Source organism: Chromohalobacter canadensis (assembly GCF_034479555.1).
Lineage (GTDB): Bacteria > Pseudomonadota > Gammaproteobacteria > Pseudomonadales > Halomonadaceae > Chromohalobacter > Chromohalobacter canadensis.
This window is the reverse complement of sequence record NZ_CP140151.1, coordinates 3,557,951-3,571,083: the sequence shown is the minus strand read 5'-3', so window position 1 is coordinate 3,571,083 and position 13,133 is coordinate 3,557,951. Positions and strand designations below refer to the sequence as shown.

Genomic DNA, 13,133 nt, shown 5'->3' with positions numbered 1-13,133 from the left:
CACAATCTCGGGTACTCGCAAGTACCCGAGATCACCCGAGAGTGCGTCATCGTATGGGCGGAACGCTGCAGCGTCAGTGAATGACGTCCGCGTCGTCGAAATCCTCGACCCGCGCCTTGAGCTTCTGTCCAGGACGGAACGTCACGACACGACGCGCCGAAATCGGAATTTCTTCGCCGGTCTTGGGATTACGCCCCGGACGTTCACGCTTGTCGCGCAAATCGAAGTTTCCAAATCCGGACAGTTTGACCTGCTCGTTTTCGCGTAGGCAGCTGCGAATTTCTTCGAAGAAGGCCTCGACCATCGACTTTGCTTCGCGCTTGGAAAAACCCAGCTCAGCATGCAGATGTTCGGCCAAATCCGCTTTGGTCAGCGCCCCCATGCTTTCATCCTCGTAACGGCTGATGGGATTAACTCCTCAGGACCGCCGCGAAGCGCGTTTTCGCCTCGCCGACGATGGCATCGACTAACTGATTGATTTCATCGTCATTCAGCGTGCGCGAAGGATGCTGCCAGGTCAAGCCCAAGGCAATACTCTTGTGGCCTTTTTCGATTCCCTCGCCTTGGTAGACATCGAAAAGTCGCATGTCGACCAGCCATTCCCCGGCCTGCTCGCGCATGACGTCCATCAAAGCCATGACCGGCACATCGTCACTCACGACCAAAGCCAGATCGCGACGCACATCCGGATGACGCGATAGCGGCGCGAAAGCCGGCAGATTCCCCTGAGTCAGTGCTTCCAACTCCAGCTCGAATACAAAGGCATTGGTCTTGATGCCCAAACTGGCACGCACCCCGGGATGCAAGGCACCGACCCAGCCCACATGACGACCGTCACACATGATGCGGGCCGTCTGGCCGGGGTGAAGCCCCGGATGCTCGCCAGCCTCGAAACGCCATGCATCAGGCTGTTGAGTCAGCGCCATCAGGCTTTCCAGATCACCTTTGAGATCAAAGAAATCGACACTCTCGCGAGCAGAAGACCACCCTTCTGGTTGTCTCGGCCCACATACGATCCCGCCGAGCATCGCCACTTGGTCAAGATCATCCAGCTCGCCACGGAACACGAGCCCTGTCTCGAACAGGCGGATACGTGATTGCTGGCGGTTGAGGTTGTGACTCAACGCCTTGACCAGCCCAGGTAGCAAGCTCGCCCGCATGACCGACATATCGGACGAGATGGGATTGGCCAGATAAGGCGCCACCGCGCTAGGGGTCAACGCCTCTTGCAGCTCGGGTGCGACGAAGCTGTAAGTAATCGCTTCTTGATAACCGCGTGCCACCAAGTGTCGACGCAGACGTGACAGCGGCTGGCGGGCTTCGTTGGCGGCTCTTAATGTCAGGCGCGCGGAAGGACGCTGCACGGGGACCCGGTCGTATCCATGAATACGCGCCAGTTCCTCGATGAGATCTTCTTCCTGCGCGATATCGAAACGCCAGCTAGGTACTGTCACCCGCCAACCCGAATCGAGGGCATCGACGCGCATACCCAGGCGCGACAGGATATCCACGACATCGTCACCGGCCATGATCAGGGCCAGGCATTGATCGAGACGCTCGCGGCGCAAGACGACTTCCTGCCCCAGCGGCAAATGATCGGGGCTCATGACGTCGGTCACGGGGCCCGGTTCACCGCCGACGATGCTCAACAGCAGCTGCGTGGCCCGCTCAATGGCGACTTGCGCCAATTGCGGGTCGACGCCACGCTCGAAACGGTGCGACGCATCAGTATGCAGGCCATAAGAACGCGCCTGCCCTGCCACTGCTAGTGGCGAGAAGAACGCCGACTCCAGGAAAATATCCTGCGTCGAGGCATTAACACCGGAGGACTCGCCGCCCATGACCCCGGCAATCGCCAACGGTTGCTTGGCGTCGGCGATCACCAGAGTACCCTCGTGCAAGGCAATATCTTGGCCGTCCAGCAGCGTCAAACGTTCCCCGTATTGCGCCTCGCGCACCACGATAGCGTCATTCAAGCACGCCAAGTCGAAAGCATGCATGGGCTGCCCGAGCTCGAGCATCACGTAATTGGTGACATCGACGATCGGGTCGATGGCACGAACGCCGCTGCGACGCAGACGTTCGGTCATCCATAGCGGTGTACTCGCCGAGACATCGACACCCCGAATGATGCGCCCCGCATAACGCGGGCATTTCACTGGCGACTCGACACGTACCGGAAACGACGCTTGATGCGACGCCAGGACCATGTCGGTATCCGGCGTCGTTACCGGCAGACGACTCAACACGCCAACTTCACGCGCCAACCCATTGAGGCTCAAGCAATCGCCACGATTGGGTGTCAAGTCCACTTCGATGGCATGATCATCCAATGCCAACCAATCGCGCAGGGACTCGCCGATGGGCGCCTCACCGGGCAACACCAAGATGCCCGCCGAGGTACCTTCTTCCAGTTCGAGTTCAGAGGCCGAGCAAATCATGCCGCGCGACTCCACGCCGCGCAGCTTGGCTTTCTTGATCTTAAAATCGCCGGGGAGCGTTGCATTCACCCGCGCGAAAGGCACCTTCTGCCCGACCGCCACATTGGGCGCGCCACACACGACTTGCACCGGCTCATCGCCACCATCATTGACCTGGCAGACATTCAGCTTGTCGGCACTGGGATGAGGTTCTTTAGCGACCACTTCGGCGACGACAACGCCCTCGAATTCGCCAGCCACCGCCTCGATGGCATCGACTTCCAAACCAGCCATCGTGATCCGGTCAGCAAGCGCCTGCGTCGTGAGTTCGGGTGACACCCAATCGCGCAACCATGTTTCGGAAAATCTCATGTTTCTTCCTGTGTCCTAGTCGCAGATCAGCCGAACTGGCGCAAGAAGCGCAAGTCGTTCTCGAAAAATAGCCGCAGGTCATTGACGCCATACCGCAGCATGGTCAAGCGCTCGGCCCCCATGCCGAAGGCAAACCCCGTATAACGCTCAGCATCGATACCCGAATGTCGAAAGACTTCGGGATGGACCATGCCGCAGCCCATGACTTCCAGCCAGCCACTATGGGAACAGACGCGACAGCCCTCACCACCGCACATCACGCACTGGATATCGACTTCGGCGGAGGGCTCGGTGAACGGAAAATAGGACGGACGAAAGCGTACGGAAAGCGACTCACGTTCGAAGAAAGCCTTGAGGAAGTCCTCGATGGTGCCTTTGAGGTCAGCGAAGCTGACACCTTCATCAACCAGCAAGCCTTCCACCTGATGGAACATCGGCGTATGCGTGAGATCAGAGTCGCTACGATACACGCGCCCCGGGCAGACGATGCGGATCGGCGGCGCCTGTTCCTTCATGGTACGCACCTGCACCGGTGACGTGTGCGTACGCAACAATCGCGAAGCATCGAAATAGAAGGTGTCAGCCATGCCCCGCGCCGGATGGTGCGCAGGAATATTGAGCGCTTCGAAATTATGATATTCGTCTTCGATTTCGGGACCCACGGCCACGTCGAAACCGATATGAGCGAACAGCGACTCAATACGCTCAAGCGTACGCGTGACCGGGTGCAAACCGCCCGACGGCTCACCACGGCCAGGCAAGGTGACGTCGATGCGCTCTCGCGCCAGGCGCGCGTCGAGCTCGGCATCTTTAAGCGTTTGCTTACGCGCGTCGAGCTCGCCCGATAATATCTGCTTGGCCTCGTTGATCTGCTCACCCGCCTTGGGGCGTTCCTCAGGCGGCAGTTGGCCAAGACTTTTGAGAAGCGCGGTAATCTCGCCCTTCTTGCCCAGAAAATGCACTCGAACCTCGTCGAGCGCCTGGACATCCTGCGCGCGCTCGATGGCGGCGCGAGCCTCGGCGACCAGTTGTGGGAGGTGGTCCATCCGTCTAGCTCCGATGCTAAGTGCCCATGATAGACCATCGCATATGAAATGATGGCCCAGACAAAAAAACAGGGGAAGAGCGGCTGCTCTCCCCCTGCGGCTTCATGCGCATGATGAGACACTCATGAAGAACGTCTCACCCGGCCATTACTGAGCAGCCTTGGCCTTGTCGACGATCGCGGCAAAGGCAGACTTTTCATGGACGGCGAGATCGGCCAGCACCTTGCGGTCGATCTCGATACCGGACTTCTTCAGACCGGCAATGAAGCGGCTATAGGACAGACCGTTGGCACGAGATGCCGCATTGATACGCGCGATCCACAGCGCACGGAACTGACGCTTACGCTGACGACGGTCACGATAGGCGTACTGACCTGCCTTGATGACCGCCTGCTTGGCAACGCGAAATACGCGAGAGCGCGCGCCATAATAGCCTTTGGCCTGCTTCAGAATCTTCTTGTGCCGACGACGAGCGACGACACCACGCTTAACACGAGTCATGGCTTACTCCTGACTTTTAAAATCGACAACCTGTACTTTTGAATACAAGTACTTAGAGGTTCGGCAGCATGCGTTGAACCAGGTGCTTGTCGGCATCATGAATCTGCTTCATGCCGCGCAGCTGACGCTTACGCTTGGTCGACTTCTTGGTCAGGATGTGACTGCGGAAAGACTGCTTGTGCTTGAAGCCATGGGCAGTCTTCTTGAAGCGCTTCGCAGCGCCACTGTTACTCTTGATTTTAGGCATGAGGGAAAACTCCACTCGGTTTCTTCAGAAAACCCGGGGCCGGCAGCCGGCGATACCGACTGCCCGTTCAACCGCCAACGGATCACTTCTTTTTGGGCGCCAAGATCATGATCATCTGACGGCCTTCCATCTTGGGGAAGGACTCGACAGACGCCATGTCTTCGAGGTCAGCCGCAATCCGTTCCATCAGCTTGCGGCCGATGTCCTGGTGCGCCATCTCACGACCTCGAAAACGTAGCGTGACCTTACCCTTGTCGCCCGCTTCGAGGAAACGAATCAGGTTTTTCAACTTCACCTGATAATCGCCCTCGTCAGTACCGGGCCGGAATTTGACTTCCTTGACCTGGATCTGCTTGGTTTTCTTCTTCTGAGCAGCTTTTTGCTTTTTCTGCTCGAAGATGAATTTGCCGTAATCCATGATCTTGCAAACGATCGGGTCGGCATTGGAAATCTGTACGAGGTCCATACCCTCCGCTTCGGCACGCTCCAAGGCATCGCTGGTCGGCACGATACCAAGCTGTTCACCGTCGCTGGCGATCAAGCGAACTTGATCTTCGGTAATCCGCTCGTTCATTGGTGGGCGCTTTTCCTGTGGGCGCCCTCTTGGGTTGCTTCTCTTGATGGTTCCGTCTCCACTTTTGCCTTGGAAGATGTCGCTATTACCGCTCGGCCTGCACCTTGTCGATGAAAGCGTCCACCGTCATACTGCCTAGGTCTTCGCCGCCGCGCGTACGCACAGCTACCGAGTCGGCCTCGACTTCCTTATCTCCAACCACAAGGAGATAGGGGACCTTCTGCAACGTATGTTCGCGAATTTTAAAGCCGATCTTCTCATTCCTCAAGTCTGTCTTGACACGCAGACCGAGTTTCTGCAAACGCTGCGACACCGACTCGGCGTGATCACGCTGGGCATCCGTGATATTCAGGACCACTGTTTGCAGAGGCGACAGCCACAACGGCATGGCCCCTGCATAGTGCTCGATGAGGATGCCAATGAAACGTTCCATTGAGCCCACGATAGCACGATGCAGCATGACCGGCGCCTGACGAGACCCGTCTTCGGCCACATACTGCGCGCCCAGACGGGTCGGCATCATGAAATCGACCTGCATCGTGCCCACCTGCCACTCGCGCCCCAGGCAATCACGCATATGATATTCGATTTTAGGGCCGTAGAAAGCCCCTTCACCGGGAAGTTCTTCCCATTGTACGTCACAGCGCCCCAAAGCGGTACGCAATGCCTCTTCGGCTCGATCCCAATTCTCGTCGCTCCCCAGACGCTTCTCGGGGCGTAACGCAATCTTGACGGCGATCTCATCAAAGCCGAAATCACGATAGACTTCCAAAGCCTGACGATGGAAGGCCGTGACTTCCGACTCAACTTGCTCTTCAGTGCAGAACACATGGCCGTCGTCCTGGGTAAAGGCGCGGACACGCATAATGCCATGCAAGGCGCCTGAAGGCTCGTTGCGATGGCAACCACCGAACTCGCCATAACGCACCGGTAGCTCGCGATAACTGCGCAGTCCCGAATTGAAGACTTGCACATGGCCAGGGCAGTTCATCGGCTTGAGCGCATACTCACGCTTTTCCGATTCGGTGAAAAACATGTTATCGGCGTAATTGTCCCAGTGACCGGACTTCTGCCACAGCGAAACATCCATGATCTGCGGACACCGAATCTCCTGATACCCGCTGTCTTGGTAGACCTTACGCATGTACTGCTCGACAGTCTGCCAGAGCGTCCAGCCTCGCGGATGCCAGAATACCATGCCTGGCGCTTCTTCCTGCATGTGAAAGAAGTCGAGCTTGCGGGCCAGCTTGCGGTGATCGCGCTTCTCAGCTTCTTCCAAGCGCTGGAGGTAAGTCTTCAGCGCCTTCTTGTCTGGCCAGGCCGTACCGTAAATGCGCGTCAGCATCGGCTTGGTGGCATCACCCCGCCAATAGGCGCCCGCCAACTTAGTCAGCTTGAAAGCTTTCAGGTGCCGCGTATTCGGGACATGTGGCCCACGGCACATATCGATGTATTCTTCATGATGGTAGAGACGAACGGTCTCACCATCGGCGATACCTTCGACGATTTCCTGCTTGTATGGCTCATTACGTTCGGCGAAGGTCGCCAGGGCCTGCTCTTTAGTCACGTACTCACGAACGACATCGTATTCACGTTCGATTAGCGCTTTCATACGCTTTTCCATCGCGTCGAGGTCGTCCGGCGAGATTGACTGGCCGAAATCGATATCGTAATAAAACCCATCGTCCACGACCGGCCCAATCGCCATTTTAGCGTCGGGATAAAGCTGCTTGACGGCATGCCCCAGAAGGTGGGCGCAGGAATGGCGGATAATCTCCACCCCTTCATGATCGCTCGCCGTCAGGATACTAACCTCGGCGTCACGCTCGATCAGATCGGCTGCATCGACGGCAACGCCATCTATCTTTCCCGCCACACAGGCCTTGGCAAGCCCCGTGCCGATAGATTCGGCGAGCTGCATGACGGTCAAGGGTGAATCGAAAGTTTTCTGACTGCCATCAGGCAGGGTCACGATGGGCATGCAGGATCCCTTATATTCAGTGGTGGCCCATACCAGGGACCACATGAAACGATGAAGATGAAAAGCAATGGGGAAATATATCAGCCACCTTCCCCCTGCGTGTCATACGCCTGCAGCCCCGCGACTGAGTGGGAAGGCAACACAAACGCATGAAACGACGAATTGCGCACACTAGCAAGCGCGCGGAATGCCGTCCAGTCGTGCTTGTGGCACAAATAAAAAGAGGCGCCCGAAGGCGCCCCTTTCTTCGATCATGAACCGAGCAATCGTTACTCTTGCTCGCCCATTTCAACGCGACGGTTTTCAGCACGGCCTTCAGCCGTCTCGTTGGTGGCGATCGGGTCCTGCTCGCCATAACCCATGGTCGTGATGTTGTCACCATCCACGCCCTTGGAAACCAAGTAATCCTTCACAGAGTCGGCACGACGCTGAGAGAGATCCTTGTTGTAGGAAGCGCTACCGACGGAATCGGTATAGCCTTCCAGACGAACGTTGACGCTCTCGTTGGCAGCCAGCTTCTCGGCAACACCATCGAGAATGCCTTCTGCATCGCTGGTAAGCGTGGCAGAGTCGAACTCGAAGTTCACATCATGCAGCACCAAGTCTGCCGGGCAGCCTAGCGCATTGACTTCTTCGCCTGCCGGAGTGTCAGGACACTGGTCCTGATAGTCCGGAACGCCATCGCCATCGCTATCCAGCGGGCAACCCTGAGCGTTCACTTCGACACCTGCCGGTGTTCCCGGGCATTCGTCTTTGTAGTCCGGAACGCCATCACCATCGCTATCCAGCGGGCAACCCTGGGCGTCTACCGCAACGCCAGCCGGCGTGTTAGGGCACTGATCGCGATCATCGGGAACGCCATCACCATCGCTGTCCACTACCTTGTCGGAATAATCAGCGCAAAGCAAAGCCCCGGCCGTCGCACCGCCGACGCCGCCAAGTGCAGCACCGGTATCTTCGTCCGAGTCACTGCTCGATGCATAGCCAATGCCGCCGCCGATCAAGCCGCCAGCCAGGCCACAGACAAAGGGGGACTTGTACCACGCTTGATCATCGGAATTGGACATGGACTGAGAGCCCGAAGTGGCACAGCCTGAAAGGCCGACCATCAACGCAGAACCGAGCAGCAAGCCAGTCGTAGATTTTTTCATATGTAAGACTCCTTCTTAACACAGCGCTAGTCGTAACGGGACGTTACCCAGCGGGGTCCGAGTATAGAAGCGGTTCCCGGCAGGAGAAAGGCTTTTCGCCCTTCCCTTATTAAAAAAGAAAGCACAAAGCCTTTCTTTTAGCCAGTGCTTTACCCTTCACCAGCGCTTCTACCGATGAATTCGCCTTCATCATTATGCATTATCGGAATTGATGCAAATCCAAATGAATGGATGAGGCTCTGGTGTTTCATTTTGTACAACTATCGCGCACCGCCCTGGTAGCGTCTGGCCAAGCGCTCGAACAAATCAATACCCGGTGTCAGCATGGCATCCGGGAAGTCATAGCTGGGGTGATGTAAAGGGCGGCATTGCTCGCCACTGCCCAAGGTCAACAACGCTCCCTCGCCTTGTGCAGCTAGCCAACCAAAGTCTTCCGACCAGCGGTGTGCTGCGGACAACTCACGCAGCGGTAATGCCAAGGCATTGGCCTCCTCACGGATTGCCTCGACGGCACGGGGATGATTGTGGGTCGCTTGAAAGACATCGCACCAATCGATTTCAATGCCCAAGTCATCCTCCTCGGCCTCGACCCGTGCCAGCGATACGGCCGCTTCCGCCAGAGCACGCATCATCGCATCGTCTTCGGTACGCAAGGTGGCCATCACCTCGGCCTGCCCCGGCGACGTACCGAAGGCGACTTCCCCCAGACGCGCATGAATCAGCGTCACCATGACCAGCCCTTGATCGTCTGGCAATTGCTGCGGCAGACGCTTCAATCCCTGCAGAATCCGGCACATTGCCAAGGCCGGATTACGGCCCTGCTCGGGATGGGCCGCATGCGTGCACAACCCATTGAGACGTACGATCAACCCTCGCGAGGCGCACGTGAATGCCCCCGCCCGTACTGACACCTCACCTAACGGTTCACCTGGCAAGTTATGCAGCGCGAAGACATGATCGGGGGCGATTTCCTCGAAACGTGACGACTCTACGACACCCCTTGCGCCTCGCCCCGTCTCCTCGGAGGGCTGGAAAAGCAGTACCGTTTCGCCATACGCTGGCGGATTTTTCGACAAACGCTGCGCAAGCCCGAGCAATGTCGCCATATGACCATCATGGCCGCAACTATGTGCCACATGCTCACACTTCGACCGCCATGCCACCTCCCCGGTCTCACCAATAGGAAGCGCATCGAGCTCGGCACGAAACATCACCCGCGGCCCGGGACGCTCAGCGGCGAAAATACCCGCTACGCCATGCCCTCCCAAGCTGGTCACGATGCGTGTCGCCCCCGCCTCCTCAAGCCACTCGACAATGCGCCGCGACGTAGCGACTTCTTGTCCCGACAACTCTGGTTCAGCGTGCAAACGGTGGCGAATTTCAGCCGGATCAAGCGACATAAATCGATCTCCCATGCTCTTCTCCTACCTCATGGTTCACTGCAAGCCTGCCGGCCACTCCCGCTTGAGCACCAGAACCTGCCGCGCAGCCTCGTGGAGCTCCGCATAGCGCTCTTCCTGAAGCGCGATACGCTCACGATCCTCCGCAAAGCGTTGCTTGGCCGACAAATCCTGGCGCGAAGAATGCGTGTGCAGATGCTCCGTGCGCCGATAAATCTCAGCAAAGACCTTGAAGTCTTCGCGCTCAAGCAACGCGGGATCGATGATATCGAGCATCACCTTGCAGCGAAGCGCCCCCTCCACCAGGTCGACTTGGTCCCCTTGCATAGCCGTCGCGATCGCCTCGAGGCTCTCGAGACAATTACGATGAGCCCGCGCGATTTCCTCACACTGCAAGGCCTCTCGACGCTGCACTTCTCGCCATAACCGCCATGCATATCCCACCAAACCAGCGACGACCAGCACCGCCAGCACCACCAAGCTCCAGCCCACCACTACGGACATGGTCGCACCTCAATAAAATACGTTTAGTTAATCGATAACGGACGCGGACATTACCGAGCTTGCCGCGTTGCAACAAGCCACGCCGGAAAGGCCGGACAAGCGACTTAGACCAATGGCTAAGCTATCGAGCCTTAATACCTTAGTAGTATGGCGAGTATCGTAAGCCAATTAATCATTCGCCGCCTGCAAGGAGGCAATTCATGAGCGAGACCACTCACGACGCACGCAGCCCAAGCGCCGCGCAAATCGGTCTATGGCTGGGGCCCCTATGGGTCATCCTATGCCTGGTCGTGCCCGCACCGGCCGGCATGTCGTCACCGGCATGGGCATGTGTCGGCTTTGCATTGCTGATGGCCACATGGTGGGCCACCGAGGCCATTCCCATCCCCGCGACCTCGCTTCTGCCCATGGTGCTGGCCCCCGTACTGGGCATCGACGAACTCGATGCCGTAGCAGCCAGTTACGCCGACCCTATCATCTATCTCTTCCTGGGGGGCTTCTTACTAGGCATCGCGATGCAGCGCTGGAACCTCCATCGACGCATCGCCTTGAAGGTTCTCAGCATCGTCGGCCAGAAACCGCGCCAGCAAATCGCGGGTTTCATGATCGCCACAGGCTTCATCAGCATGTGGGTCTCCAACACGGCCACCAGCATCATGATGCTTCCCATTGGCATGTCCGTCGTCAGCTTGCTGGGCGATGGCGACTCACGCGAGGTCTCGCGCTACGCCACCGCCCTGCTGCTCGCCATCGCCTATTCCGCCAGTATAGGCGGCGTCGCCACGCTCATTGGCACCCCGCCCAATGCCTTGCTCGCAGGCTACCTCGCCGGCGAAGGTATCGATATCGGCTTCGCCCAATGGATGACCATCGGCTTGCCGGTCAGCATCGTGATGATGGCCGTGACATGGTGGTGGTTGACCTACAAAGGATTCGATTTGCAGCAAAGCGACGATGGCGGAGAGATGATTCACCGCGAACTCGAATCGCTCGGCACCATGACCGCCGCCGAGCGCCGAGTCGGCCTGATCTTTCTCATCGCTGCCGCCACCTGGATGCTACGCCCTCTCTTGAATCAGGTAGGGCTCGACTGGCTATCGGATACCACCATTGCCCTGGCCGCCGGCATTGGGCTATTTCTCGTTCCCAGTGGAGACAAGGCACGCGGCGCGCTACTCGACTGGGATAGCGCCAAGGAACTGCCTTGGGGTGTACTGCTGCTCTTCGGCGGCGGGCTGGCGCTGGCGGGAATGATCAAGAGCTCCGGCCTGGCCGAATGGATCGCTCAACAGCTTTCGATCTTCAGCGTATTCCCGTTGTTGATGCTGGTGGGCATCATCGTGCTGGTCATCATCTTCCTGACCGAAGTCACCTCGAACACGGCCACGGCAGCGGCCTTCCTACCGCTTCTCGGCGCGCTCGCTATCTCGCTGGACATGGACCCGCTACTGATCACGGTCCCCGCGGCCATTGCCGCCAGCTGTGCCTTCATGATGCCGGTAGCGACCCCACCCAATGCCATCGTGTTCGCGACGGGACATATGAAGATTCAGTCGATGATCCGCGCCGGACTGCTACTCAACATCGTCGGCACTTTGCTGATCACGCTGATCACCGTGACCTTGCTTCGCCTTCTATGGGCTTGACCGCTTCATAGGATGGGCGATCTGACATATTGAAAATAGACGTATGGCAACGCCCAATGGGGCGTTGCCATCTTGGTCACCGTTTCTTAGCTTTATAATGACCAAAAAAGATAACGGTATAAAACTTTAAAGACCGAACAGATGTACCAGAGGTGGCAAGATAAAGGCGGTTAGCAACCCCGTCAGCCCCATCGCCAGTCCCGCAAAGGCACCCGCGACTGCGCCAATCGAAGAAAAGGAATACGCCGTTCCGAACCCATGCGCCGCCAAGCCCATGGTGAAGCCTTGAACACTGGGGTCGCGCACCCTGACCAGGCGGAAGATGACAGGTCCCAGGGCACATCCGAGGGACCCCGTGATCAGCACCATCCCCGCCGCCAGCGACGGAATGCCGCCCAGCTTCTCTACAATCCCCATCGCAATGGGCGATGTCACCGACTTGGGTGACAGCGTCAACACGGTTTCGCGGCTGGCCCCCATAAGCATCGCGACCCCCACCGCTGAAGTCACCGCCGTCACGATCCCCGCGACGCAGCTGAGCAATATCGGCACCAGCATACGCCTGACACGCTCCCGGTAGTCATATAGAGGGATCGCCAAGGCAACGGTGGCGGGCCCCAAGAGGAAATGGATGAACTGAGCGCCCTCGAAATACGTCGCATAATCGGTGTCCGTCAGCGTCAGAAAGCCAATGATCAGCGCGATGGTGAGCACGACCGGGTGCAAGAAAGGCGTGCCTCCCAGGAGACGATTGAGATAGCTCGCCCCCATGAAGGCCAGAAGCGTCACCAGCAAGTGCAATAACGGGCTGGCGGAGAGATATACCCATAATTGATCGAGCGCAGGAACGGGCATGCTCATGGACGTTCCTCCCGCCATTCGTCGCGCGGATCTCTGGGCATCGAGCGCGTCAACCACGACATTACTTTTGCGGTGACAGCCAAGGTCAAGGCGGTCGATACCACAAGCGTGACGATGATGGGCCAGAAGTCCGCCTTTATAAGATCGAAATGCACCATGATACCAACCCCGGCGGGCACGAAGAGCAAGGTCAAGTAGCGCAGCAGCCCTTCACCACTCGTACGTAACCCCGTAGGTACGCGGCCATTGATCATCAATCCCACCAACAGTACCACCATGCCCACGACGGGCCCTGGCACAGGAAGCTGAAGCCCATGCACCAGGATTTCGCCGAGAAACTGGCACCCCAACAGCACGCTCATTCCTGCAATAAGAGGCATTGCGTCATCTCCACATGAAACGGCCACATTCTACATCTTTCGTCTAACCC

13 protein-coding genes are annotated in these 13,133 nt (G+C 57.9%); 1 reads left to right on the top strand and 12 read right to left on the bottom strand.

Features of this window, described 5'->3' with window-relative positions:
• Nucleotides 1-73 precede the first annotated feature (73 nt).
• The 10 genes from ihfA to SR908_RS16570 all read right to left on the bottom strand — a co-directional run bounded on the left by ihfA (nt 74) and on the right by SR908_RS16570 (nt 10,196).
• On the bottom strand, nt 74-382 hold the full coding sequence (ihfA, locus tag SR908_RS16615; RefSeq protein ID WP_040243453.1) for an integration host factor subunit alpha: 309 nt from the start codon (nt 380-382) through the stop codon (nt 74-76).
• 28 nt (nt 383-410) lie between these two features.
• Entirely contained in the window at nt 411-2,792 is a 2,382-nt protein-coding gene (pheT, locus tag SR908_RS16610; RefSeq protein WP_246923619.1) for a phenylalanine--tRNA ligase subunit beta, read from the bottom strand.
• 26 nt (nt 2,793-2,818) lie between these two features.
• On the bottom strand, nt 2,819-3,838 hold the full coding sequence (gene pheS, locus SR908_RS16605) for a phenylalanine--tRNA ligase subunit alpha (RefSeq protein ID WP_246923616.1): 1,020 nt from the start codon (nt 3,836-3,838) through the stop codon (nt 2,819-2,821).
• A gap of 147 nt (nt 3,839-3,985) precedes the next feature.
• Nucleotides 3,986-4,339 carry a 50S ribosomal protein L20 gene (gene rplT, locus SR908_RS16600; protein ID WP_040243460.1) on the bottom strand — a complete coding sequence of 118 codons (354 nt, stop codon included), beginning with the start codon at nt 4,337-4,339 and terminating at the stop codon, nt 3,986-3,988.
• Between the two features lie 52 nt (nt 4,340-4,391).
• A complete protein-coding gene (rpmI, locus tag SR908_RS16595; protein WP_097023764.1) occupies nt 4,392-4,586 on the bottom strand; it encodes a 50S ribosomal protein L35 in 195 nt (64 codons plus the stop codon).
• Nucleotides 4,587-4,668: 82 nt separating this feature from the next.
• Nucleotides 4,669-5,208, bottom strand: a complete 540-nt coding sequence (gene infC, locus SR908_RS16590; protein WP_257125275.1) for a translation initiation factor IF-3 — start codon at nt 5,206-5,208, stop codon at nt 4,669-4,671.
• A gap of 37 nt (nt 5,209-5,245) precedes the next feature.
• Entirely contained in the window at nt 5,246-7,141 is a 1,896-nt protein-coding gene (gene thrS, locus SR908_RS16585; protein ID WP_246923613.1) for a threonine--tRNA ligase, read from the bottom strand.
• 269 nt (nt 7,142-7,410) lie between these two features.
• Nucleotides 7,411-8,292, bottom strand: coding sequence for an OmpA family protein (locus SR908_RS16580; RefSeq protein ID WP_097023766.1), 882 nt, complete (start codon nt 8,290-8,292; stop codon nt 7,411-7,413).
• Between the two features lie 260 nt (nt 8,293-8,552).
• The gene (locus SR908_RS16575) at nt 8,553-9,707 is read right to left on the bottom strand and encodes an amidohydrolase (RefSeq protein WP_097023767.1); all 1,155 of its coding nucleotides are present in this window, start codon (nt 9,705-9,707) and stop codon (nt 8,553-8,555) included.
• 21 nt (nt 9,708-9,728) lie between these two features.
• Complete coding sequence (locus tag SR908_RS16570; protein WP_246923609.1) at nt 9,729-10,196, bottom strand: DUF2489 domain-containing protein; 468 nt, start codon at nt 10,194-10,196, stop codon at nt 9,729-9,731.
• 200 nt (nt 10,197-10,396) lie between these two features.
• On the opposite strand from SR908_RS16570, the gene SR908_RS16565 reads away from it, so the two are divergent.
• A complete protein-coding gene (locus SR908_RS16565; protein ID WP_246923607.1) occupies nt 10,397-11,842 on the top strand; it encodes an SLC13 family permease in 1,446 nt (481 codons plus the stop codon).
• A gap of 126 nt (nt 11,843-11,968) precedes the next feature.
• Here SR908_RS16565 and SR908_RS16560 read toward each other — a convergent pair whose 3' ends face one another.
• Both SR908_RS16560 and SR908_RS16555 read right to left on the bottom strand, forming a co-directional pair.
• Nucleotides 11,969-12,697 carry an LrgB family protein gene (locus tag SR908_RS16560; RefSeq protein ID WP_097023859.1) on the bottom strand — a complete coding sequence of 243 codons (729 nt, stop codon included), beginning with the start codon at nt 12,695-12,697 and terminating at the stop codon, nt 11,969-11,971.
• Nucleotides 12,698-12,699: 2 nt separating this feature from the next.
• The gene (locus SR908_RS16555) at nt 12,700-13,083 is read right to left on the bottom strand and encodes a CidA/LrgA family protein (protein ID WP_097023770.1); all 384 of its coding nucleotides are present in this window, start codon (nt 13,081-13,083) and stop codon (nt 12,700-12,702) included.
• Between the last annotated feature and the right edge of the window lie 50 nt (nt 13,084-13,133).

Excerpts from the sequence above, each read along its gene's own strand:
- pheS (WP_246923616.1), bottom strand. The coding sequence starts at position 3,838 with ATGGACCACCTCCCACAACTGGTCGCCGAGGCTCGCGCCGCCATCGAG.
- SR908_RS16570 (WP_246923609.1), bottom strand. The coding sequence starts at position 10,196 with ATGTCCGTAGTGGTGGGCTGGAGCTTGGTGGTGCTGGCGGTGCTGGTC.
- thrS (WP_246923613.1), bottom strand. The coding sequence starts at position 7,141 with ATGCCCATCGTGACCCTGCCTGATGGCAGTCAGAAAACTTTCGATTCA.
- SR908_RS16580 (WP_097023766.1), bottom strand. The coding sequence starts at position 8,292 with ATGAAAAAATCTACGACTGGCTTGCTGCTCGGTTCTGCGTTGATGGTC.
- SR908_RS16560 (WP_097023859.1), bottom strand. The coding sequence starts at position 12,697 with ATGCCCGTTCCTGCGCTCGATCAATTATGGGTATATCTCTCCGCCAGC.
- pheT (WP_246923619.1), bottom strand. The coding sequence starts at position 2,792 with ATGAGATTTTCCGAAACATGGTTGCGCGATTGGGTGTCACCCGAACTC.
- rplT (WP_040243460.1), bottom strand. The coding sequence starts at position 4,339 with ATGACTCGTGTTAAGCGTGGTGTCGTCGCTCGTCGTCGGCACAAGAAG.
- ihfA (WP_040243453.1), bottom strand. The coding sequence starts at position 382 with ATGGGGGCGCTGACCAAAGCGGATTTGGCCGAACATCTGCATGCTGAG.
- SR908_RS16555 (WP_097023770.1), bottom strand. The coding sequence starts at position 13,083 with ATGCCTCTTATTGCAGGAATGAGCGTGCTGTTGGGGTGCCAGTTTCTC.
- SR908_RS16565 (WP_246923607.1), top strand. The coding sequence starts at position 10,397 with ATGAGCGAGACCACTCACGACGCACGCAGCCCAAGCGCCGCGCAAATC.
- rpmI (WP_097023764.1), bottom strand. The coding sequence starts at position 4,586 with ATGCCTAAAATCAAGAGTAACAGTGGCGCTGCGAAGCGCTTCAAGAAG.
- SR908_RS16575 (WP_097023767.1), bottom strand. The coding sequence starts at position 9,707 with ATGGGAGATCGATTTATGTCGCTTGATCCGGCTGAAATTCGCCACCGT.